At 68.7% G+C, this 22321-nt stretch carries 23 protein-coding genes and 1 pseudogene; 15 read left to right on the forward strand and 9 right to left on the reverse strand.

Annotated features, from left to right (window positions below; genetic code table 11):
• Positions 1–17 precede the first annotated feature (17 nt).
• The 5 genes from ACFPCV_RS21275 to ACFPCV_RS21295 all read left to right on the forward strand — a co-directional run bounded on the left by ACFPCV_RS21275 (position 18) and on the right by ACFPCV_RS21295 (position 4027).
• Positions 18–473 (forward strand): DDE-type integrase/transposase/recombinase, encoded by a 456-nt coding sequence (locus ACFPCV_RS21275; RefSeq protein WP_378058009.1) that lies wholly within the window; start codon positions 18–20, stop codon positions 471–473.
• Between the two features lie 326 nt (positions 474–799).
• Positions 800–1531 carry a hypothetical protein gene (locus ACFPCV_RS21280; protein WP_378058010.1) on the forward strand — a complete coding sequence of 244 codons (732 nt, stop codon included), beginning with the start codon at positions 800–802 and terminating at the stop codon, positions 1529–1531.
• A 25-nt stretch (positions 1532–1556) separates the two neighbouring features.
• Positions 1557–2375, forward strand: a complete 819-nt coding sequence (locus ACFPCV_RS21285) for a transporter substrate-binding domain-containing protein (protein WP_378058011.1) — start codon at positions 1557–1559, stop codon at positions 2373–2375.
• 864 nt (positions 2376–3239) lie between these two features.
• Entirely contained in the window at positions 3240–3374 is a 135-nt protein-coding gene (locus tag ACFPCV_RS21290; protein ID WP_378058012.1) for a hypothetical protein, read from the forward strand.
• A gap of 146 nt (positions 3375–3520) precedes the next feature.
• A complete protein-coding gene (locus ACFPCV_RS21295) occupies positions 3521–4027 on the forward strand; it encodes a DUF5956 family protein (protein ID WP_465251569.1) in 507 nt (168 codons plus the stop codon).
• 101 nt (positions 4028–4128) lie between these two features.
• On the opposite strand, the gene ACFPCV_RS21300 is transcribed toward ACFPCV_RS21295, so the two are convergent.
• Together ACFPCV_RS21300 and ACFPCV_RS21305 are read right to left on the reverse strand one after the other, a co-directional pair.
• On the reverse strand, positions 4129–5286 hold the full coding sequence (locus ACFPCV_RS21300) for a sensor histidine kinase (RefSeq protein WP_378058014.1): 1158 nt from the start codon (positions 5284–5286) through the stop codon (positions 4129–4131).
• 23 nt (positions 5287–5309) lie between these two features.
• Positions 5310–7505, reverse strand: a complete 2196-nt coding sequence (locus tag ACFPCV_RS21305) for an MMPL family transporter (RefSeq protein WP_378058015.1) — start codon at positions 7503–7505, stop codon at positions 5310–5312.
• Positions 7506–7916: 411 nt separating this feature from the next.
• Here ACFPCV_RS21305 and ACFPCV_RS21310 point away from each other — a divergent pair, with 411 nt between their 5' ends.
• Both ACFPCV_RS21310 and ACFPCV_RS21315 read left to right on the forward strand, forming a co-directional pair.
• Complete coding sequence (locus ACFPCV_RS21310) at positions 7917–8318, forward strand: hypothetical protein (protein ID WP_378058016.1); 402 nt, start codon at positions 7917–7919, stop codon at positions 8316–8318.
• Complete coding sequence (locus ACFPCV_RS21315) at positions 8315–9052, forward strand: response regulator transcription factor (protein ID WP_378058017.1); 738 nt, start codon at positions 8315–8317, stop codon at positions 9050–9052. The genes ACFPCV_RS21310 and ACFPCV_RS21315 overlap by 4 nt, the downstream gene beginning before the upstream one ends.
• Positions 9053–9251: 199 nt before the next feature.
• Here ACFPCV_RS21315 and ACFPCV_RS21320 read toward each other — a convergent pair whose 3' ends face one another.
• Positions 9252–9464: a hypothetical protein gene (locus ACFPCV_RS21320; protein ID WP_378058018.1), complete on the reverse strand. Its 213-nt coding sequence runs from the start codon at positions 9462–9464 to the stop codon at positions 9252–9254.
• Positions 9465–9692: 228 nt separating this feature from the next.
• Between ACFPCV_RS21320 and ACFPCV_RS21325 the strand changes: the two genes are divergently transcribed.
• A complete protein-coding gene (locus ACFPCV_RS21325) occupies positions 9693–10376 on the forward strand; it encodes a response regulator transcription factor (RefSeq protein WP_378058092.1) in 684 nt (227 codons plus the stop codon).
• On the forward strand, positions 10373–11824 hold the full coding sequence (locus tag ACFPCV_RS21330) for a HAMP domain-containing sensor histidine kinase (protein WP_378058019.1): 1452 nt from the start codon (positions 10373–10375) through the stop codon (positions 11822–11824). The genes ACFPCV_RS21325 and ACFPCV_RS21330 overlap by 4 nt, the downstream gene beginning before the upstream one ends.
• Before the next feature lie 166 nt (positions 11825–11990).
• Here ACFPCV_RS21330 and ACFPCV_RS21335 read toward each other — a convergent pair.
• Positions 11991–12444: pseudogene (locus ACFPCV_RS21335) on the reverse strand (MMPL family transporter); the annotation flags it as partial.
• A 391-nt stretch (positions 12445–12835) separates the two neighbouring features.
• Between ACFPCV_RS21335 and ACFPCV_RS21340 the strand changes: the two are divergent.
• The 4 genes from ACFPCV_RS21340 (at position 12836) to ACFPCV_RS21355 (ending at position 14690) form a co-directional block, all read left to right on the forward strand.
• Entirely contained in the window at positions 12836–13147 is a 312-nt protein-coding gene (locus ACFPCV_RS21340; RefSeq protein WP_417281554.1) for an ATP-binding protein, read from the forward strand.
• 19 nt (positions 13148–13166) lie between these two features.
• On the forward strand, positions 13167–13832 hold the full coding sequence (locus ACFPCV_RS21345; protein WP_378058021.1) for a response regulator: 666 nt from the start codon (positions 13167–13169) through the stop codon (positions 13830–13832).
• A 74-nt stretch (positions 13833–13906) separates the two neighbouring features.
• The gene (locus tag ACFPCV_RS21350; RefSeq protein WP_378058022.1) at positions 13907–14593 is read left to right on the forward strand and encodes an alpha/beta fold hydrolase; all 687 of its coding nucleotides are present in this window, start codon (positions 13907–13909) and stop codon (positions 14591–14593) included.
• The gene (locus ACFPCV_RS21355; RefSeq protein WP_378058093.1) at positions 14517–14690 is read left to right on the forward strand and encodes an alpha/beta fold hydrolase; all 174 of its coding nucleotides are present in this window, start codon (positions 14517–14519) and stop codon (positions 14688–14690) included. Before ACFPCV_RS21350 ends, ACFPCV_RS21355 begins: the two co-directional genes overlap by 77 nt.
• Here the strand turns inward: ACFPCV_RS21355 and ACFPCV_RS21360 are convergent.
• Together ACFPCV_RS21360 and ACFPCV_RS21365 are read right to left on the reverse strand one after the other, a co-directional pair.
• Positions 14673–15098, reverse strand: coding sequence for a Rieske (2Fe-2S) protein (locus tag ACFPCV_RS21360; protein WP_378058023.1), 426 nt, complete (start codon positions 15096–15098; stop codon positions 14673–14675). The two genes, ACFPCV_RS21355 and ACFPCV_RS21360, sit on opposite strands and share 18 nt — an antisense overlap.
• A gap of 76 nt (positions 15099–15174) precedes the next feature.
• A complete protein-coding gene (locus ACFPCV_RS21365; protein WP_378058024.1) occupies positions 15175–16380 on the reverse strand; it encodes a monooxygenase in 1206 nt (401 codons plus the stop codon).
• A gap of 364 nt (positions 16381–16744) precedes the next feature.
• Here ACFPCV_RS21365 and ACFPCV_RS21370 point away from each other — a divergent pair, with 364 nt between their 5' ends.
• A complete protein-coding gene (locus ACFPCV_RS21370; RefSeq protein ID WP_378058025.1) occupies positions 16745–17368 on the forward strand; it encodes a GAF domain-containing protein in 624 nt (207 codons plus the stop codon).
• Positions 17286–17471, forward strand: a complete 186-nt coding sequence (locus ACFPCV_RS21375) for an ANTAR domain-containing protein (protein ID WP_378058026.1) — start codon at positions 17286–17288, stop codon at positions 17469–17471. The genes ACFPCV_RS21370 and ACFPCV_RS21375 overlap by 83 nt, the downstream gene beginning before the upstream one ends.
• Before the next feature lie 117 nt (positions 17472–17588).
• Here ACFPCV_RS21375 and ACFPCV_RS21380 read toward each other — a convergent pair whose 3' ends face one another.
• From ACFPCV_RS21380 to ACFPCV_RS21390, 3 genes are all read right to left on the reverse strand, one after another.
• Positions 17589–19730, reverse strand: coding sequence for a glycoside hydrolase family 3 N-terminal domain-containing protein (locus ACFPCV_RS21380; RefSeq protein ID WP_378058027.1), 2142 nt, complete (start codon positions 19728–19730; stop codon positions 17589–17591).
• A gap of 67 nt (positions 19731–19797) precedes the next feature.
• Complete coding sequence (locus tag ACFPCV_RS21385) at positions 19798–20676, reverse strand: glycoside hydrolase family 16 protein (RefSeq protein WP_378058028.1); 879 nt, start codon at positions 20674–20676, stop codon at positions 19798–19800.
• Complete coding sequence (locus ACFPCV_RS21390) at positions 20627–22261, reverse strand: extracellular solute-binding protein (RefSeq protein ID WP_378058029.1); 1635 nt, start codon at positions 22259–22261, stop codon at positions 20627–20629. Before ACFPCV_RS21390 ends, ACFPCV_RS21385 begins: the two co-directional genes overlap by 50 nt.
• Positions 22262–22321 lie beyond the last annotated feature (60 nt).

The following is a 22321-nucleotide window of genomic DNA, read 5'->3' on the forward strand; positions in this document are numbered from 1 at the left end:
GTCATGAACGTCGTTCTGTGGATCGTGCAGGGACTGCTGGCCGCCGGCTTCGGCATGGCCAGGGTGACGCCGAACCTGCCCCGGACCTGGTCAACCGCCACTTCACCGTCGACGGACCGGACCGGTTGTGGATCACCGACATCACCGAGCACCCCACCGAGGAAGGGAAGGTCTACTGCGCCGCGGTCATGGACGCCTATTCCCGGCTGATCATCGGCTGGTCAATCAACACTCACATGCGCACCGAACTCGTCACCGACGCGCTCGGCATGGCCACTATTCGCCGCAAACCAGAGAATGACAAGAAGGTACTGCACTCCGGCCACGGTTCGCAATATACTGCGTGGGCATTCGGACAGCGCCTCCGCGCCGCCGAGCTGCTCGCCTCCATGGGCTCCGTCGGCGGTTGCTACGACAACGCCATGATGGAATCCTTCTGGGAACACTCCAACTCGAAGTCCCCGTCACGTTGAAGCCCTACACACCAGGTCAGACCAAGATCGCTGACCCCACACCGTAGGTGTCCGGCAAACGGGGGGAACCTCACCCGATCGCGAAGAGTGCGAGCAACGCGAGCAAGAACGGCAGGTCCGCCAGACGGCGCAACGCATACTCGCCAGTCACCTCCAACCCGACCGGGATTCAACAGGACAGCCGAGCAACCCGAGGTTCTGGCCGGACATCGACATCGCCCTCGCCGGCGCTCACCTCGTCGACTTCCGACATCGATCACTGAGCGGGGCTCGAACCTTGCCAATGTGCGATACGAATCCGTGAGCGCGCTGCTACCGTTGCACTCATGCCGGATGAAGCGCGGGGGGTGCGCAGTTGGTTGCGCGTTGGACTTATGATTATGGCCGCGGCCGCTTTCACGGTGTTCTTGCTGGCCCAGGGCTCGCGGGGGAGCGAGATCGCGAGCGTGCTGGCCTTCATGATCGCTATCCTTTCGGCCGTCCCGATTCTGCGGGACGAGTTGAACCGGCAGCGCCGAACTGAAACAGATCTCGCGGTCGGCAATGGTGGTGACGTCCGGGTCAAGTCCGCACGGCGCCCGAAGTTCCTGCGTAACCGGTGGGTGTTGTTGGCGATTTCTATTGGCTTGGGTGTTGCGCTGGCCGGGGTGTACTGGTTTGCCGGCGGCCAGGCGGATCTCAACATCACTTCCGATGTCGGGTTGTCCCGAGACTCGAACCTCGCTGATGGGGCCAGGATCGAACTCGTCGACCGTGACCGCGGCTCGGCGAACCTGTTCTCGCCACCGCGGCGAGACCATCTGGCCGTCACATTCTCCTTGCATAACCCCAGTTCGACCGGGTTCTGCGTTGGTCAGGCCGAGGTCAGGTTCTACGTGGCGGTCGATGGGGCGCCGGTGGATCCAGACCGACCTGGCGGCATCGCACGCTCCGGGGACGAGGTCGTCCTCGACCTCGACGAGGCCACCCGGTCGGTGTCGGTGTTCGGTGTGCTCTCGATGGAGGATCAGGAATGCCGAGTGAACCTCCGGCTGGATCGAGCCATGCTCTATGACTAACCCAGTCAATTGTTCGAGGTGTTGAGTGAGGAAGAACGTGGTGGGCAGAGCGGCGGCCGCAGTTGTTGCGCTGGGATTTCTGACCAGTGGTTGCTCAGATTCCGAGCCGGCCCCCGAGTCGACGGTGCTCCATTTTGGCCTGCAAACCGACCAGCCAGGACTCGGCTACACAGATTCCCAGCGCCACTCGGGATTCGAGTACGACATGGCCACCTGGCTGGCGGATCATCTCGGCGTGCAGTTCGCGGTGGTCAACGTCAAGCCCGATCAGCGTGAAGAATTCATCAAGAGCGGCGCCGTCGACCTGATGATTGGCACCTATTCCAAGACCGACCGCCGCCTCGACGAGGTCTCCTTCGCCGCGCCGTACATGCTGACGCAGCAAGGCGTCATGGTCTTGAGTAACGATACCAGCGTCAACCAGTTCGAAGACCTCGCCGATGGCCGGACCGTGTGCGCCGCCAGGGGCACGACCTCGATCGAGCAGCTCAAAGAACGGGGGGTCAACGTCCGCGAGGAAACGGGGGACGGCGCCTGCGTGAACGCCATGCTGAGCGGCGGCCAGGACGTTCGCGCGGTCTCCACCGACAAGCTAATCCTGCATGGTTGGGCGAACCACGACCCGCACCTGAAGGTCGTGGAACCCGTAGCGTTCGGACACCAGGAGCGGTACGGGATCGGACTGAAGAAAGGTGACAAGGCGTTGTGCGAGAAGATCACCGCAGCGCTCAAGCAGTACCTGATCTCCGGAGTGTGGGAGAACCACTTCCGGAACAACCTCGGCTCTGACCTCTCCTTCCAGGAGCACAAGCCCGACCCGAACCGAATGGACCGCTGCGACTGACCCGCTCCCCAACCACGGCCTATGGCGGGCACCGACGACCTCACGGCTGGGTGAGGAAGATGCCGAGGTCGCACCGGGATGGTCCATCACCGCGCCAACCGCTAGCACCGCGGTGACGAAGCTGTGTCACTGGACGTCGAAGGTCACTGAGATCGGCGGCCGTGAGCAGAGCTTTGAGGGGGCGCGACATCCGCATCAGCGCTGCCAGGTGCCGTGAAAGCGTGTCAGGGTGGACGTTGGTCCCGGTGCTGGTTGGCCTCGACCATCTGAGCCAGCCCTACTCACGCCGGGCGCTACCACGCTTCTCTCCTGTTCCAACCGGACAGGTGCGGCCGCGGGGTTCCCGGACAGGGTCAGCAGGTTCACGCGTCGACTGCTGCCGGGGCGGCCGAGCGTCGTTACGACATCCTCATCGCCGATAGGCTCGCCCCGGTCGCGAAACCAGCGGGTCCGAAGGCATGCAACTCTCGGCCCGCGTAGCTCACCAGCGATCCCGAGGCCCCGTCCGCCTACCGCAAATCGCTCGCCGAGCGACTCACCGCCCGACCGCGACCTCGTCGTCGCCAAGACTACCAAGAACCTCCGGAACGAAAAGATCTTCATCTTTACCGGACTGTGCAGGCGATGCCTCAGTCGCGTGTGGGATTCCGGTACCTGATTGACTCCGCCTGGACTGGCCGGATCTCCGCGTCGTCTCCAGCGCATTGTGATCGGGCCTCGCGCGGGGTCAACCCCACCGGCTCGGAGGCATCCTGGTCGACGTGACTGCTGCACCACTGGCCGGACAACAGTTGCGGCACCTACGGCGATCTCTACCCGCGCGTCACAGCCCGCTGGAACAGCGGCAACCTCCAGACCCCACGGTTGGTCAACTCGAATGAGTACTACGGCGCGGCGAACGCGTACTTCACACCGGATGGTTACGGCCGGTACACCATGGGCACCCTGGAAGGCCTCTACTTCAACTGCTACGCGAGCCAGAACTGCATCTTCCCGTAACAGCGAATACCGTTCCTGATACCTGGCCGGGTGGTCGGCGAGCGCTACGGCGCTGCCGACCACCCGGCCAAGCACACCGACTGGCAATGGGGGCGTGGATGACGACGGACGGAAACACGGGCCGTGATACTGGTTATGGCGGCACGATGTGGGACACATGCCGTCAAATCGCCGCCCCGCCACGCGGCGGGACCCCCGACCACGTGACCGACCACGTGACCGACCACGTGACCGACCACGTGACCGTCGACGGGGGCACCTTCCACCTGGTCCCCGACACCGGGTACACGATGCTGATCGCCTGGCTTGCCGGTGCGGACAACCTGGTGCGGATACCCGACCATGGCCAGCACACCGTGCGCGTCATCACCACCGACAGCACTGGTACCCGCACCGACACCGAGCCACGCACCCAACACGACCAGGACATCATCGACGACGGTATCGACGACTACCTCGCGCAGGCCGGTGTGCCCGCCCCGCCCCGCGGCTACCGCTGGTACCAGCGACTCCCAGCCGCTCACCACACCCGGGACAGCTTCGACACCGCGATCAACACAGCCCTGGCCGAACGCGACCCCCGCGGCCACCTCACCGAACCCCACGAGCTCGTGCCCGCCCTCGCAGACATCACCACAGCTCAGTACGCCTAACGACTAGTTCTGGGGCCTGGACCGGCTCCGGGACTGTAGAACGAGCGGTGTAACTCCCGATCATGGAAGTGCACCTGTTGTGCACGCGGCATCCGTTCAGGTCATCGAGGTGGCTGGTGTTCCTGCCAGGTGGTCAGGGGGATGGTGAGGGAGACCGTGTACTGATCGGGGTCGGCGGGGCCCGCGGAGACCAGGCCGCCGACCGCGTGCGCGCGTTCGCGCATGCCGATCAGCCCGTACCCTCCCGATCCCGCCGGGCCGGGGCGGGCCCCGGTGTTCACCACGCGGGCGGAGAAGGTGTCCTCGGCGTAGGTCAGGGTGATCGTGACGACCGGGCGGACCGCGTGCTTGGTGACGTTGGTCAGGGCCTCCTGGACGATGCGGAACGCCGTGAGCTCGACCAGCGGGGGCAGCGGCCGAGGTGAGCCGTCGGTCCGCACGGTGACGTCGGCCCCCGCAGCCCGGCAGGCCTCGACCAGCTCGGGAAGCTGGTCGAGACCCGGCGCCGGCATGGTGCCCGCCTGGGTATCGTCGTCGGTGTCGCGGAGCAGGCCGACGGTCGCTTTGAGCTCCCGCAGCGCCGCCGACGTGGAGCTGTCCAGCCCGACGAGCAGCTCGCGGGCCTGGTCGGGACGCTCGGCCATCAGGTGGGCCGCGGTGCCGGCCTGCGCGTTGGCGACGGTCAGGTGGTGCGCGACGACGTCGTGAAGCTCACGGGCGATGCGCAGGCGTTCCTCGCCGATCCGGTGGCGGATCTCGTCGTCGCGGCCACGCTCGGCGTCCTCGACGCGGGCCTGGACCATCCGCAGGTACGCCCGCTGGGCACGGGTCATCCGTCCGGCGAACACCGCCGGTAGCAGCCAGAGGGCGACACCGGCGGTCCGCAGGATCAAGGATCCGCCGGTGGGGGTCGCGTCGCCCATCAGTCCGCCCAGGATCACCGCGCCGACGGCGAAGCCGGTCCACCAGGCGGCCGCCTTCTGGCTGACCAGAACCGTCAGCCGGTACAGGCACCCGATCAGGGGGGCCAGCAGCAACGGCGTCGGCAGGTAGTCGGCCGCGCACGCGGCGGTCTCGCAGGCGACGGCGACGACCGTCGCGGCGCGCGGATATCGGGCGGCGGCGAACAGGGCCACGCTCGCGACCAGGCTGAGCAGCACGCCGGGCAGGAGTTCGGCCGGCCGGAAGATGCCCTCGGTGCCAAGGCTGGCACCGAGGGCAGCGAACAAGAACGCGACCAGCGCGGTCAACACGTTCATCGATCGGACCCTATTCCGGATAATCAACGCCCGCTCAGTGCGTGGGCCGACGTTCGTTCGGGCTCGGGCTGTTCCTCGTTCAGCGCCTCGCCATCGACATCGACGTGGGGCAGCATCCGGTCGAGCCAGCGAGGCAGCCACCAGGCCCGTTCACCCAGCAGCCGCAGCACGGCGGGGACCAGCGTGAGCCGGACCACGAAGGCGTCGAAGAAGACCGCGGTCGCGAGCCCGAGGCCGACCATCTTGATCAGCGGTTCGTTGGCCGCCGCGAACCCGCCGAAGACCACGACCATGATCACTGCGGCGGCGACAACAACCTTGGAGCTCTGCTGGAAGCCGGTGACGATCGCGTCGTTGGCCGGCTTGCCGTGCGTGTGTGCTTCGCGCATCCGCGAGACCAGGAAGACCTCGTAGTCCATGGCCAGGCCGAACACGATGCCCACCAGCAGGATCGGCATCAGGCTCATGACCGGCCCGACCTGCTCGACGCCGAGCAGGTCGGCCGCCCAGCCCCACTGGAACACCGCGACGATCACCCCGAGCGCGGCGAACAGCGACAGCAGGAAGCCGAGCGTGGCCTTGACCGGGACCCAGATCGACCGGAACACGAGGAGCAGGAGCAGCAGGGCGAGGCCGACCACGATCGCGACGTACGGCAGCAGCGCCGCCTGTGTCTTCTGCGCCATGTCGATGTCGAGCGCGGTGGTGCCGGTGATCTCGTAGGTCACCAGACCGGCCGCCTCCACCTGAGGCCGGGCGGCTCGCAGCGACTCGACCAGGTCCTTGGTGCGCTCGTCGGTCGGGCTGGTCGTCGGCACGGCGCTGAAGATCGCCGTGTCACCCGGCCGGTTGAAGGTTGCCTCCGACACCGACACCACGCCGCTGGTCCCCTTGACGCTCTCCGCGACCAGTGCCACCGCGGCTTTCGGGTCCGCGGCGCCGCGCGCGTCGACCACGACCGTCAGCGGGCCGTTGAACCCGGGCCCGAACGCGTCTGCCCGCAGGTCGTACGCCTGACGTTGGGTGGCCGTGGCCGGCAGCGCCGCGTCCCCTGGCGTGCCCAGCCGCAGCGACAGGGCGGGAATCGCGATCACACCCAGCAGCGCGACACCGGCGAGTGTGACCACGAGCGGCCTGCGCAGGACCAGGCGCAGCCACGCCCGAGCCGGCGACCGGCGCGTGGAGGTGGGTGCGCCGCCTCGGCGCCGCGCTCGTCCCAGCACGCGGTCCGGGGCGAAGCCCAGCAGCGCCGGCGCGAGGGTGAGCGCCACCAGGACGGCCACCACGACCGCACCGGCGGCGGCCAGGCCCATCTTCGCCAGCATCGGGATACCCACCACCGAAAGACCGGCCAGTGCGATCACCACGGTCATCCCGGCGAACACCACCGCCGAACCTGCCGTTCCGACCGCGCGACCGACCGCCAGCTCGGCGTCGTCCTGGCCGTGGCGTTCCTCCCGGTAGCGCGAGACGACGAACATCGCGTAGTCGATGCCGACCGCCAGCCCCAGCATGAGCGCGAGCATCCCGCTGGTGACCGCCATCCCCAGCGGCCCGGCCACCGCCCATACGCCCAGGAACGAGATGGCCACGCCGATGATCGCCGTGATCAGCGGCAGCCCGGCCGCCACCAGCGAACCGAACGTCATCAGCAGCACCAGAGCCGCGATCGCGACTCCGATGAGCTCCATGGCGCTCATCTTGGTACCGGTCTTGAGCGCCGAGCCGGACATCTCCGCGGTCAGCCCTTCGGCTCGTGCCCGCTCCACCGCCGCGGCCAGTGCGGCACGCGATTCGTCGGTCACCTCGGCCGACGGCACCGTATACGTCACGGAAGCGAACCCGGTCGAACCGTTTCCGCTGATGCTCCCGCCCGCCGAAGGCGGCACGACCCGTGCCACCTGCTGACCGCCGGAGACCGGCGCCAGGGCCGCCTCGATGATCCGCTGGTTCTCCTCGGCCGCCACCGAGCCGCCCGGCGGAGCGACGAACACGATGGTCGCCGACGCCCCATCCGCATTCGAGCCGGGGAATCGCTCCTCGATGAGATCGAACGCCTGCTGCGACTCGATTCCCGGCATCGACGGCTTGGTGCTGACCGGACCCTCCGACGTGACGGCGAGCAGCACCGCCCCACCCAGGGCCAACAACCACACCGCGACGATCAGCCGCCGCCTGCGAAACGAGAACCGGCCGAGACGACCGAGCAATCCAGCCATAACCAACACTCCACTTCCTCGAACGTGGCTCAAGCCTTCCGTCCGGACCCCGCCGTCGTCGTCATGCGGATGCAGGCACCGCATACGAAGATCGCAGTAGGAGTCCGCAGTAGACGCGTCGGCCGCTATGGCCCCTGCCGGCCGGAAGCTCGGTAGACTCGTGCCGAGCCCGCTGAGGGGCCGCTGTGTCCAGGATGGAGCGATGGCGAAACGACAGCGGCTGGAAGACCAAGTCATCGAAGCGAGGACCTTGTTGTCGCAAGCCTCGAAGAGGAGGTTGGACGCACAGCGGATCTCCCGGGTGGCAACCGCGCTCCAGCATCGCAGTTAGGTGTAGATGGTCGCATAATTAGGTGTACTGTGCTACACGCCAAGGGCCTCCGGCCGGATGCCCGGCCGGAGGGGGCGAACATGGACTATCAGCTGGCGTCGCCCGAGTTCTACCTGGGTGATCCGGCGCCTGCCTACCGGGCGTTGCGCCACCGGTCCCCGGTGCACTGGACCGACGCCAACGGCGGTTTCTGGGCGATCTCGCGCTACGAGGACGTCAGGTGCATCGGTGCGCGGCCGCAGCTGTTCTCCTGGGAATGGACCATGACCGAACCCGTCCACGACCAGACCAAGCGAGCGGAAGCCATTCCCGATGCCACGTTGACGCCGGGCCAGTTCGGCCAGCCGATTCGCCCGTGTCGTCATGGGTACACCGATGTCGATGACGGTGGCCGTGGTCATCGTGTGGGCGTTCCGGCGCAGCAACAAACAACTCATCGAGAAACCAAGCCAGAGAACGGATCCGTGACCAACAGCCGATGATCCGCATCCTTCTCGCCGACGACCAGGCGCTGCTCCGCTCGACCTTCCGCATGCTGATCGACTCCTGCGACGACATGACCGTCGTCGCCGAGGCATCGAACGGCGTGGAGGCGGTCGATCTCGCCCGGCGCCACCGTCCGGACCTGGTGCTGATGGACATCCGGATGCCCGTCCGCGACGGCCTGGCCGCGACACAGGAGATCTGCGCCGACCTCGCGGACACCCGCGTGCTGATCCTGACCACCTTCGAAACCGACGAACACGTGGCCCGCGCGCTCAAGGCCGGGGCGAGCGGATTCCTCGGCAAGGATGTCACCGCGGCGGGCCTGCTGGACGGGATCCGAACCGTCGTGGCGGGGGAGGCGCTCCTCTCGCCGGCTGCCACCCGCGCACTGATCGACCGCTTCCTGTCCGGGAACGGCGGCGCCGGCGACGTATCCCAGGGGTTGCTCTCGATCCTGACCGACCGCGAGCGTGAGTTGACTGCGTTGGCCGCGCACGGGCTGTCGAACCAGGAGATCGGTGAGCGGCTGGTCGTGAGCCCGCTGACCGTGCGCACGCACATCCACCGGGCGATGTCGAAGGTGGGGGCACGCGACCGCGCTCAGCTGGTCGTCATCGCCTATCAGCAGGGGCTGGTCCAAGCAGGTGACGGCATCGTTCCAGGCTCGTCGGTTGCCGACCGGACAGACGTTGGCCGAGTTGGCGGTGGCCAACCAGGGGGACCTCGCTGAGTTCGAGGATCATGCCGGTCGCACGGTGGGGTCGTACTGAGGCATCGTCGAGCAGGATGGTGTCCCGCCCCGGGTTTGATGGAGACCCACCCCGTCACCGCAACCCTGGAAACCAGATAACCCAGTCGCCCGTCGCAGCGGGGAATGGCTTGGCAGACAATGATATTTCGGAATCGAGTGATGTCGATCCGGCCGGAGTTCAGGCTGTCGTACAGGGAGCCAGACCACGTCGGTGTTCGGCGGCCAGGGACAACTCGGCCAGCGAGGTGACCGGCCCGTCCGTGCACAGTGCCGCGTCGGTCAACTCGAACAACGCGTCCGCCCGCGTGGTCAGGCATCGGTAGAACTCGTAGCGGAACCCGGACAGGTCCCCCAGCGCATCGGTCGCGCTGGTGTGGTGCACACTGATCAACTGAAGCCCTTGGTGGTGATCTTCCATCTGTCGCAAGAAGGAATGATCAACCAAGGGCTTCACCCATGATCAACCAGGTGTCACGTCGAACGCCAGGACCCTGAAACAAGCTTGGGCTTCCGTAAGAGCACGGCCCGCGGGCATCACAGCGGAGACGCTCTAATCCTGGCCTCAGGTTGATCGGGGAGAATGAGCGGCAAAAGCATCGACTGGAGGGGGCGGGCCGGCGTGCGGATCATGATCGCGGATGACGAGGCGGCCATCCGTGAGTCGCTGGAGCGGGTGCTCCAGGTCGAGGGTTACGACACCAGCACCGTCACCAACGGTCTCGCCGTGCTCGACGGGGTCGGTGGCGACGCGCCGGATCTGCTGATCCTCGACGTGATGATGCCCCGCCTCGGCGGGTTGGAGACCTGCCGGCGGTTGCGGGCGGCGGGTCGGGATCTGCCGGTGCTGATGCTGACCGCCCGGGATCAGGTCTTCGACCGGGTCGCGGGGCTGGACGCGGGCGCCGACGACTATCTGCCCAAGCCGTTCGCCACCGAGGAGTTGCTGGCCCGGGTCCGGGCCCTGCTGCGCCGCCGCGCGCCGGGCGACGACGAGTCGCAGATCCTGTCGTTCGCCGACGTCCGGGTCGATCCCGACAGGTTCGAGGCGTGGCGGGGCGGGCGGCCGCTCCGCCTGACCCGGACCGAGTTCTCCCTGCTGCAGGTCCTCGTGCGCAACGCGACCCGGGTGTTGACCCGCGACGCGCTGTTCGAGGCGATCTGGGGCTTCGACATGAGCGTCACCGCCAACAACCTCCAGGTGTACGTGAGCTACCTGCGCCGCAAGATGGAGGCCGAGGGTGAGCCGCGATTGATCTACACGCTGCGCGGCTTGGGGTACACGTTGCGGGAGACTCCTCCGTGAGCAGGCCCGCCGGCCGGGGCTCGCGCCGGCTGACCCGTTGGTGGCGCCGGCGGTCCCTGCGGACCAGGCTGACGGTGATCGCGGCGACGGCCATCGCGGTCAGCGTGTTCGTGGCCTTCCAGGTGGCCAGCGAGCTACTGGACTGGGAGTTGCAGGACACCGCGGAGGATCAGCTACGCGCCGACTCCCGCGTCCTGGCGACGAACGCGGAGCGCGCCGGTCTGGCGCAGGTCCAGCTACCGCCGTATCCCGGATCCGGTCGGCTGGCGCGAGTCATCCTGCCCGACGGCTCGATCCGGACGCCGGCCGGCCAACCCGCGCTGCCCCCGGTCAGCGAGCACGCCGGGCGCGTGGCGCAGGGCGCGTCGGCCGACCTGATGGAGTCGGGCGACAGCGACGACGACGGCTACCTCATCTACACGCTGCGGGCGGGCGACGGCGCGGTCCAGGTGGCCCGCGTCGCCGACGACAGCCCGATCAACCGGTTCGGGTTGGGCATGCTGCTGATCGGGCTGCTCTGCGTGGTCGGCGGCGCCCTTGTCGGGCGGACCGTGGCGCGGACCGGGCTGGCACCGATCGACCGGCTGACCGCCGCCGCGGTCCGTGTCGCGCACACCCGGGATCTCGACGCCGACATCCCGGATGAGGGCGGTGGGGAGATCCGGCGGCTGATCCAGTCGATCAACGACATGCTCGCCGCGCTCCGGGACTCCCGTCGGGCCCAGCGGCTGCTCGCCGAGGACGCCGCCCACGAGCTCAAGACCCCGCTCACCAGCCTGCGCCTCAACGTCGAGCTGCTGATCCGGCTCGATCGGCGCGGCACCCTGGACAGCGCACTGCCGGCGGAGAGCCGGACCCGGCTGCTCAACGATCTCGGCGCCCAGGTGGCCGAGTTGAGCACCCTTGCCGCCGAGTTGACCGACCTGGCGCGCGGTGACGTCAGCGACGAGAGCACCGAGGTGCTCGACCTCGCCGACGTGGTGGTGGCCGCCGCGACCCGGGCGCGTTCCCGTGTGCCCGACATCGAGGTCGCGCTCGACGTGACCTCCGTGTGGGTGAGCGGGCGTCCCGCCGGCCTCCAACGGGCGGTGCTCAACCTCATCGACAATGCCGGCAAGTGGTCTCCCGCGGACCAGCCGGTCCAGGTCCGGCTCCGTGCGGAGGGCGCGTCGGCGGTGCTCGAGGTCGACGACGCCGGGCCGGGCATCGACGCCGCCGACGTGCCGCGGGTGTTCGACCGGTTCTACCGTGCCGACAGCGCCCGGGCGTTGCCGGGATCCGGTCTGGGGCTGTCGATCGTGCAGCGGGTCGTCGACGCCCACGGCGGCCGGGTCACCGTCGCCCGGTCCGCACGCGGTGGCGCGCTGCTTCGGGTCGACCTTCCGGCTGCGGCCCCGCCCGCCCCGATCGCGCGGCTCACCGCAGGGGAGGACACCGCGGTGCGCTGACCCGCCCCGGCGGCGCGGCGCAGGACAAGGGACGGCGGCCCTCGGGCATGGCCCCGCGCGGCTCACCGTCGGCGCAGGACCAAAAGGGGGCGGCGGCCGTCGGGCCCATGAAAAGATCCGGGACGGGCCTGGGTCCCCGTCCCGGATCTCGTCCGTGCCGCCGCGCTCACCGTTGCAGCGCGGGCTCCTCGTCGTCGGCGAGCGACTGTTGACCGTCCGGCAGCTCCGCCGGTCGGGACAGCCGGCTCGGCCACCAGATCCGCCGGCCGATCAGCAGGGTGAGGGCGGGCACCAGGACCGACCGCACGAGCAGGGCGTCGAGCAGCACGCCGAAGGCGACCAGGAACCCGACCTCGATCAGCATCACCAGCGGAAGCGTGGCGAGGACCGCGAACGTGGCCGCCAGGACCAGGCCTGCCGAGGTGATGACGCCACCGGTGGCGGAGAGGGGCTTTGAGCATGCCCTCTCTGGTGCCCAGACACACGGTCTCCTCCCGGGCCCGGCTCGCCAGGAAGATGTTGTAGTCGACGCCGAGCGCCACCAGGAACAGGAATGCCAGCAACGGCACCGAGTAGTCGACGCCCTTGAACCCGAGGATCGTGTCGAAGACGAACACGCTGCGCCGCCGCCAGCGCCACCCACAACCCGATCACCAACCACGGCACCCACCGGCCTGCCAACCGACCGGGCGGCGCTTCCTCGGACGGCGCTGCGTTGACTGCCATCACTAGTGTCGCGTGTCGTTGATTAGTTTTACGTCTGCGGGTGCGGGAGAATCGCCGCCTGTAAATCAGGCTTACCAGAGCTGTTTCCGAGGAGCCTCGGCTGCTTCCGTGCGCAAGTGTCTCCCAGCCCCGATCGAGACAAGCGTGGTCATCGAGCACCGCAAGGAGTCGAACGTCGCCCTGGAGCACGAGATCCGAGCGCTGCGAAATCGGCTGTTGCGATGATTGCGATCCGGCCGTCCCGACCGGCTGGACCTCGGCGTGCAACTGGCCGCCTTCCGCATCGTGCAGGAGGCCCTGACCAACGCCCTCACGCACGCCGGCCCGCGCACCACCGTCGACCTGAGCCTGGCGGCCGACTCCTGCCAGGTCCACATCGTCGTGCACGACAGCGGCCCGCCCGACGACGAACCCGCGCCGGCGGCCAACTGGTCTGAGCGCCGTTTTAACGGTCGTCTCAGGTTCGCTCGGTATGAAGTAGGCGTCGCCGGGCGACGCGGGTCTCGGCCCCGCCGGCATGGCCGAACGCGCCGCGCTCTACGGCGGCACGGTCAGCGCCGGCCCCGGCATCTGACGGCGGCTGGACCGTCTACGTGACCCTGAAAGGCAGCCATTCATGATCTCTGTGCTCGTGGTGGACGCCCAGCCGCTGCAGCGCTTCGGGTTTCGCATGCTGCTGGAGAGCACCCCCGACACCGAGATCGTCGGCGAGGTCGAGAACGGCGCCGAGGCCGTTCGGTGGACCACCGAGCTGCATCCCGACGTGGTGCTGATGGACATCCGCATGCCGGGCGTCGACGGGATCGAGGCCACCCGGCGCATCGTCGCCGCCGGTGGGCGTTCGCGGATCCTGGTGCTGACGACGTTCGACGTGGACCGGTACGCGCTCGCCGCGCTGCGGGCCGGGGCGAGCGGTTTCCTGCTGAAGGACACCCGCCCGGAGGAGTTGCTCGCCGGCATCCGGGCCGTCGCCGCCGGGGACGCGGTGATCGCGCCGGCGCTGACTCGGCGGCTGCTCGACGCGTGCGCCGACCGGCTCGGCGATGACCTCTGCGGGCCCGTGCGAGAGGATCCCCGGCTGGACTCCCTGACCGGCCGCGAGCGCGAGATCCTCGTCGCCATCGGCCACGGCCTCACCAACGGCGAGATCGCGCAACGGTTCACGCTGTCGGAGTCGACGGTGAAGACCCACGTCGGGCGGGTCCTCGCCAAGATCGGCGCACGGGACCGGATCCAGGCCGTCATCCTCGCCTACGACCTGAGACTCACCCGGCCGATCTAGCGCTTCATCTCGCGCGTCCGTCGGGGGCGCGACCGTAGTCCCAGCCGCACCGCACCGGGGCCGATCCGCTCCGCGTGATCGACCGCTCCGCTGCCGGTCCGCCTGCAGCCGCCCACGTCACCGCCCGTCCGACCGCCACGACGCCGCACGGGTGTGAGTTCAGTGCGGACGTGTGTGAGCTCGGAGCTGTCGGCAAGTCACCAAAGCCGGAGCGAGCCGAAACCGGCGCGTACTGGACTCAAGCCCGTGATGTCGAGTCGCTGCGCGAGCATCTGGGGCAGGAGCGGTTGACCACCATCGGCCATTCTGCCGGCACCAGGCTCGCGATCAGCTACGCGGCGCAGTATCCGGAGCGGGTCGCCCGACTCCTTCTCGTCACGCCGCCGTCCACCTATCTGGTAGACGAGCCCGCCGACGCGGCGGAGCTCATCGGTGAACGAAGTGGCGACCCGGTGTTCGACAAGCTGTTGCCGCGTTCCAAGGCGGCGCCGATCTGTCCGACGAGACAGCGTTCAATGCCTGGCAGCAGGCGTGCGCCCCGGTTGGGTACGCCGCCTGGACGGCAGTTGAACAGAAGCACGCACAACTGGGGAAGTTCGACCTTGCCGCGGCGCAGGCGTTTCAGCGTGCAGCCACCGCAAAGATCTGGCCGGCAGGTTCGCTGCGGTGAAGGCACCGACATTGGTGCTCGGTGGCGCGCAGGACTGTCTGACGGGTGTGCGGCCGGCGAAGGCGCTGGCGAGGCTTTTCCCGAACGGTGATGTCGTGCTGATCGACCAGTGCGGCCACTATCCCTGGGTCGAACGGCCCGCCGAGTTCCGGCGGGCCGCCGACACCTTTCTAGGCGGTCACGACTGAGTCGCCGCTGATCTTCACCGGGATCGGGGTCAGGCCGGTGGTCGCCGGCCCTTTCTTCATGTCGCCGGTCGCGGCGTCGAAGACGCTGCCGTGGCCGGGGCATGTGATGGTGCCACCCGCCGGTCGGGAAACGGTGACGCCCGCGTGCGGGCAGACCGGGTCGAGCCCTTTGACCTCGTTCTCCGATGGCCGGACGATCAGGACTTTGCCTGACGGTCCGTCCACGATCGCCCCGCTGCCGACCGGGATGTCGGCCAGCTTGGCCAACGGCGTGCCACCGGAGCCGGAGGATCCTCCGGCGGGCGGGTTGGCGGCGGGTGTCTCGGACGAGCAGGCGGCTAGGGAAACCGGTGCGACCAGACCGGCTAGCAGGCCGCAGACAACCGTGCGGCGTGTTGGATCTGGCAAGACGATGCCTCCTGAGCGCAAACAGTGGTGTTTCGGCTTGTTGACCTCGGTGAGCTCACACACGTTCGACGCTTCGTCAGGACTTGCGGGGGGAGACCGTCATGATGCCAATGCACATCTCGTCGCTGGTGCCGTCGCCCCACACCACGTAGCGCGGCGGCAGCTTGCTCAGCTGCGGCAGCAGTTTGCGCAGCCCCGCGTCGTGCGTGCACGTCACCCGCAGGGTGTCTCCCGGGCCGATCTCCACCGGCGACGGCAGCTTCATCAGCCGCTGGTTGTCGAAGTCGAACTGCGGCACGTCCAGCACGACCTTGGCGTTCGGCGTGCCCGGGTTGAGTTCGACCTTGATGGCCCGCCCGAGCATGTGCATGTGGCCGAAACCGGCGAACAGCGTCATCGGCGCCTCCACCTTGTGGTCGCAGGTCTGGGTGTCACCGGGCTTCGGCGCGCCGCCCTGGTTGCACTCCTCCACCTGACGGTCCGCCATCTCGCCGACCTCCGGCCCGAACCGCTTCGTCACGTCCGCGATCGAGGCCGCCCGGTCACAGAGCGGACCCGACTCGTCGGCGGCGCAGGGCAGGTCGATCGGCGCGTCGAGCGACCACGTCTCGAGTTCCCGGGTCTGCGGCGTGCCGTCCGTCAGCCGCAGCCGCACCGCCGAGCGGTCCGACCCGGCCGGCTTGCCGTCGGTGGCGAGCAGGTTGTAGTGGATCTGAAGGACGATCAGGCTGCCCGGCTCCAGCTTGTAGCCGGCGTCCTGGTCGAGCAGCGTCTCCGTGGCGCCCGGCGCCCAGGTGTCCACCCACGCCGCGTCCCCCTCTTCTACTTCGGCGCCGTCCACGCCGGTCCCGCCGAAACACTGCCAGCCGAGGCCGGGGGTCTTCGCGTCCTGCTCGCGCACCGCGGCAGCGCCGCCCGGCGGCACCGCGTACACGATGGCGTGGTGTGCGATGGCGACATTCTCCGGCGTGAACTGGGTCCCGGTCAGGAACGCCGCCTTGGTCAGGCCCGGATCGATCATCTGGCACCGGTACTCGTCCGTGCCGCCCTCCGGCGGCGCGGGCGTGTATGCCTCGGCCATCTTCAGGTCGACGAACCGCTCGCCGGCGCGCAGCGGCTGCGGTGGAGCCGACGACCCGCTCGCGTGCGCGCCGTGCGATCCGGTCGCGGCGGGCGCCGCGCTGTTGTCGGCGTCCGACCCGCAGGCGACGACAGCGAACGCCGTCGCCAGCGCCATGGTGGCCGCCCCGAACCTCCACAGTGGACTGTCAGATTTCGTCATAGTCTTAACGCTAGGCCCGACTCCGTCCCGTTTCGTCGTACTGCGGTCGGCATCTTCGGGAGGGAGGTGGTACCACGGTACTTCTCTCCGGAGCGCCGTTCGACACCCGCACGGGAATCAACGCGAGGGCCACGAGCCGGGTGACCGGACGCAGCGCGCGGCTGCTTTGCACCATGGGTCAGTGTTATTGACAACCCTGAGAAGTCAGCTTCTGCAGTGACGTACCGATGCAGGTCAGTGTGAACGCGCAGCGTCTGCCGGAGACGAGCCGTAGAACAATCTGAACCGGCTGACCCGTCCGGATTCCAGCAGATGCGTCCACGCCGCCCAGAGCACCGATCCGTGTCGAGCCCCAGTTCGCGGGATGGGTGAGCACCAGGTGCTGAACGGGCGCTCCGGCTGTCGCGGACGCCGCATCGACGATTCTGGCCAGAAAGCGCGCGCACGAGTGTCGTCGTGGGCACCACGGTGTCCGCGAGCAGCACGTCGGCGTCGGCGATCCGGGATTTCGGCCGAGGTTCCAGCCGGGACAGACGCGGTGACGGTCACGGTGCACGACGCGGCGGGGCCGCGGACGGTGTCGGCGACCTCGGCGCAGGTGCCGCCGGCGGATCAGGTGCAGTTCGCGGCGGGAGAAGGGCCCGAACGGGAGGCGGCGACGACACGGGAGCCGTTGCGGGCATCGGTCGAGGTGGCGGAGGCAGCTGGTGTCCGGTCGTTCCTGTCGGTGCCGTTGGTGATCCCCGCTGCCGACGACCGCGAGGACGAGCTGGTGGGATCGTTGAACGCCTACGGCCCCGGCGCCGATGCGTTCGCTCCCGTGGACAGCTCGCTGCTGCAGTTGCTGACCGCTGCCCGTGGCCGCGGTGGGCAACGCCCGTCGTTACCTGCGTTCCCTCGCTCTGGTGCACCAGTTGCGGACCGCGTTGGCATCGCGTCCGGTGATCGAGCAGGCCAAAGGCGTACAAATGGCCGCTCACGGCGTTGACGCCGACCGGGCGTTCAAGATGCTGGTCGAACGGTCACAGCGTGAGAACGTCAAGCTGTACGACGTCGCCCACGGCTTCTTCACGACCATCAACCAGGCCTGACCCGACCTGGTTCCTTGCGCGTGCGATCGGTGGCTGACGTAACCGACCATGGGCGCCGCCCGGCGCAGGTACCGCGAAAGCCGTCCAACGCACGTGCCTGCCGCAGGGAACCGTGGCTCAGGTGATCGTCAGTGTGCGCCTGCTCGTCGTCGCCGAGCTGGTGCCGGTGTGGATGTCGATCTTGCCTGGTTCCACCACGAACCGGCCGTTCGGGTCGCCGGTCCAGAAGCCCAGGTCGTTGGCCGCCAGGGTGAAGCGCACGGATGTCTGCTCGCCCGCGGCCAGGTGGACGCGCTGGAACCCGCGCATCCTGCGCACCGGTTGCACGATGCTCGCCGCCCGGTCGTGCACGTACAACTGGACGACCTCGTCACCTGCGTGGTCGCCGGTGTTGCGCAGTGTCACGGTGACCTCGACCGTGGCGCCGTCGCGCAGGGCCGCGGCGCCGATCCTGTCCTGGGACAGCGACGGCTCGTCGACCACGAACGTGGTGTAGCTCAGGCCGTGGCCGAACGGGAACCGTGGGCCGTCGGCGAGGTCGAGGTACGCGGAGACGAACGGGTTCTCCGGCCGGGCCGGGTCGTAGGGGCGTCCGGTGTTCTCCCGGTTGTAGTAGATGGGTACCTGCCCGACCGCGCGCGGGAACGTCACCGGCAGCTTGCCGCCGGGGTTGACGGCACCGGTGAGGACATCGGCGATCGCGTTGCCGCCTTCGATGCCGGGGTGCCAGGCCATGAGGACGGCCGGTGCCGAGTCCAGCCACGCCCCGGTGAGGGGGCGGCCGCCGAGCAGGACGACGGCGTACGGCTTGCCGGTCGCGGCGACGGCGGCGATCAACTCCTCCTGCGCGTCGGGCAGTCCGAGGTCGGCACGGGTGGCCGCTTCGCCGCTGAGCGCCGACGGTTCACCGGCCACCACGATCGTGACGTCGGCGGCCATGGCGGCGTCGACCGCCGCCTGGACGCCGTCGGCGTGGCGGATCCGCGTGCCCGGCAGCGCGGTCTCGAGCGCTTGGCGGACGGTACCGGCGGGAAAGCGCCGCTGCGTCTCGCCGAGTACCCACGTGCCGAGCAGGTCGGTCGAGTCGGCGAACGGGCCGACCACGGCGATGGTGGAGACCGCCGGGTCGAGGGGGAGGACGGCCGGTGAGTTCCTGAGCAACACCATGCAGCGTGCCGCCGCGGCGCGTGCCGCCGCCCGCGCCGAAGGGGTCGGCTCCTGGACCACCGCGTCGAGGTCGACGTAGGGCCGGTCGAACAGCCCGAGCCGGAACTTCAGCCGCAGCACGCGCGTCACCGCGTCGTCCAGCCGCTCCTCGCTGATCCGGCCGCGGGACAGCAGCTCCGGGCCGTGCTCGACGAAGCTGGTGCTGGCCATCTCCACGTCCACCCCGGCGTTCACGGCCAGCAGGCCCGCTTCGGCGCTGTCGGCGGCGAAACCGTGGGTGACCAGCTCGTCGACTCCCGCCCAGTCGCTGACCACGACACCGTCGAAGCCCCACTGTGTCTTGAGGATGTCGGTCAGCGTGTGCGTGTTGCCGTGCGCGGGAACCCCGCTGACGGTGTTGAACGCGGCCATGACGGTCGCCGCGCCCGCGTCGACGGCGGCCAGGAACGGTGGCAGGTAGAGGTTGCGCAGGCGCTGCTCCGACACGTCGACCGTGTTGTAGTCCCGGCCGCCCTCGGCCCCGCCGTACGCGGCGAAGTGCTTGGCGCAGGCGGCGACCCGGTCGGGTGCGCTCAGCGACGAGCCTTGGTAGCCGCGGACCTTGGCCGCCGCGTAGCACGCGGTCAGGTACGGGTCCTCGCCGTGGCTCTCGGCGATCCGGCCCCAGCGTGGCTCGTGGGTGACGTCCATCATCGGCGAGAACACCCAACCGATCCCGTCGGACCGGGCCTCGCGCGCCGACACGGCGGCGTCGGCCTCGGTGACCGAAGGGTCGAAGGCGGCGGCCTGCGCGAGCGGGATGGGGAAGGTCGTCCAGTAGCCGTGGATGACGTCGAGCCCGTAGATCAGCGGGATGCCGAGCCGGGACTCCTCGACGGCGATGCGCTGCAGCGCGTTGGCGTTCGCGGCGCCCATCAGGTTGAGCACCGACCCGACCCGGCCGGCGCGGGCGGCTGCCTCGACGTCCTCGGTGCCGGGCCCGCCTGGTCCGGTGTTGAAGCCCCAGGCCAGCTGTTGGAGCTGACCGAGCTTCTCCATCGGCGTCATGCGGCCGAGCAGCTCCTTGATCTCGGTGTCGTGGTTGCTGCTCATGGTTCCTCTCTCCGAGCGAGGTGCGAAAACCGGTGGCACGCGAGGGGCGCGTGCCACCGGCGGCCGGTCAGCCGAGGTTGGCGTCCTGGTACACCCGCACATAGTCGATCTTGAACTGTTGCGGGAACTGCACACTCGCGTCGGGGTGTCCGATCCACGAGGCGCCGATCGCGGTGTTCATGATGATGTGCATCGGGGTGTTGAAGTAGTTGCCGGTCAACGTGTACTGACAGGTCTGCTGCCCGTCGACGTAGTAGGTGAGCTTCGGTCCCGGCTCCCAGATGAGACTGTAGGTGTGGTATCCGGCCGACAGGTTGACGGGACTCGTGTACTTGCAGCCCTGGTTGGCGCCGAGGTCCGTACCGTGGGGAGTGTCGGCGTAGTGCAGAGCGTGGTGCACCTTCGTCGGGTCGTTCCACAGCTCGGCGAAGTCGATCTCGTTGCCACCAGGGCCGGGCCAGTTGCCGGTGACGTTTCCCTGCAACCAGAGCGCGGGCCAGATGCCCTTGCCCATGACCGGCATCTGCGCCCGCACCTCGATCTTGCCGTAGGTGAAGGAGAACCGGCCCTTCGTCCACACCATGCCCGACGTGTAGGCCTTGCTGCCGTACTGCCGCTTCTCGGTGTTCAGCACCAGGTTGCTGTTGGCGGTGGTGACGGCGAAGGACGTGTACGCCTGGTCGGTTCCCGGGGACAGCAGACCCTCGATGACGCCCCACTTCTGGTGGTCGAGTCTGTCGAACGTGTCGCCCCAGACGAACTGCCAGTCGTAGGCGGCCTGGTTGGCGGTGGCACTTCCCGCGGTCGCCGGTAACGCCGCCGCGGTCAGCAGGCCGGCGACCGCGAGCAGTCGCCGAATTCGTTTGCGCATCACTCTCTCCTTCGTTGGACGAGCGTCATTGCTGTGCGTGTGCCTTCTCGAACTCGCCGCGCACCTGGTCGCCACCGGTCTGCCGCCACTGGCGCACGACGTCCGCCCAGCCGGACACCGGCTGGTTGCCGCGGACGATCTCGCTGCGGGCGTTGTTGAGTGCCTTGGACAGCACCGAGCCCTTGCTCGCGTTGACCGGCGAGTAGAGGCCGACGGTCGGGTCCGGTACCAGGAGCGGCGCGACCTCCTTGTGGAACGCGTACTGCTTGTCGACCACGGCCCGGTCGCCGGGCCCGAGGATCGGGGGCTGGTCGACGAGGTACTGCATGGGGATCTTGACGTTGGTCTCGCCGTTCCTGGTCAGGACGGGGAGACCGGCGCGCATCGTGTGGTCGGTCCCGTCGACGCCGAACTTGCGGAACAGGTGCTCGGTGGTCCCGAACGGCGCGGCCATCCAGTTGGCGATCGCGAGCATCTGCCTGACCCGCTTCTCGTCACCCTTCTTGATGCCGGTGACCGCGAAACTGCCCTTGCCGGTGAAGTGCCTGCCGTCACCACCTCCGTCGTGGGCCGGTGCGAGCAGGCCGCCGACGTCGATGCCCGGATAGGTGCCGAGCAGGATGTCCCACGCCGCGTAGCCGTCGACCTTCATGGCGATCTTGCCGGTGCCGAACCAGTCCCGGCCCTGCTGGAAGGTCGCGCTGAACGTGTCCGGGTGGAACAGTCCTTTCTCGACCATGGCGACGAGCGCGGCGAGCGCCTCGGTGTACTCCTCGGTCTCGACGGCGTTGGTGAACTTGCCGTTCTTCTCGGACCAGCCGTTGGGCACACCGAACGACTCGAGCAGGAACAGTAGCGCGCCGCCGCCACCGAGACCGGTGTCGCCGAGCGCCCACCGCCCGGCCTTCGCGTCGGTCAACCCCTCGCACAGCTCGACGAACTCGTCGTGGTTCGCCGGTTTCGGGTTGAGCGACCGGTCGGCCACCAGGTCGTCGCGGACGAACATGATCTCGCCGATGCTCGCACGCGGGGTGGGCAGGCCGAAGATGCCGCCGTTGGCGATCATCGGCCGCCAGCAGAACTCCGGGATGTTGGCCAGGAACGGGTACTCCTTGACCGCGTCGCCCGACAGGTACGGCGTGAGGTCGGCGAACTTGGCGCGCAGCACGCCGGGCAGGTCCGGCGTCCAGGACGGCAGCATCACCATGTCGGGCAGGTCCCCGCCGGCGATCGTCGTCGTGACCTTGGTGCTGTAGTCGCTGTCCGGGACCATGTTGAAGGCCAGGTCCGCGCCGACCCGGTCGTTGAGCGCCTGCCAGTACGCGTTGTCGGCGAGTGGCGGCGGCACCGGGGTGAACGTGTCGACGAGGATGGAGACCTTGCCCGCGCCGGCGCCGGGCTTGTCGGTGATCGCGGTGACGAGGTTCTCGGGGTACCGGTAGAAGCCGGGCAGCAGGTCCTCCCCGGCGGGCAGGTCCGGGGTCACCCCGGTGTAGGGGACGTGGGTCGGCAGCTTGACGCGGGCGTTGGCATCGGCGGTGTTGGCGGCTCCGCCGCCACCACCACAGGCGGAGAGGAACGACGTCGAGGCGGCCGCGAGGGTCATCGCGCCCATGCCGCGCAACAGGGCGCGGCGGCTCACAACTCTGTGCTGGGTCACGGCGAAAACTTCCGTTCTTGACGGTTGATGAAGCGCATCATCAAGTGGTGACGGACTTTA

Source organism: Actinophytocola glycyrrhizae, from assembly GCF_042653545.1.
Taxonomy (GTDB): Bacteria; Actinomycetota; Actinomycetes; order Mycobacteriales; family Pseudonocardiaceae; genus Actinophytocola; species Actinophytocola glycyrrhizae.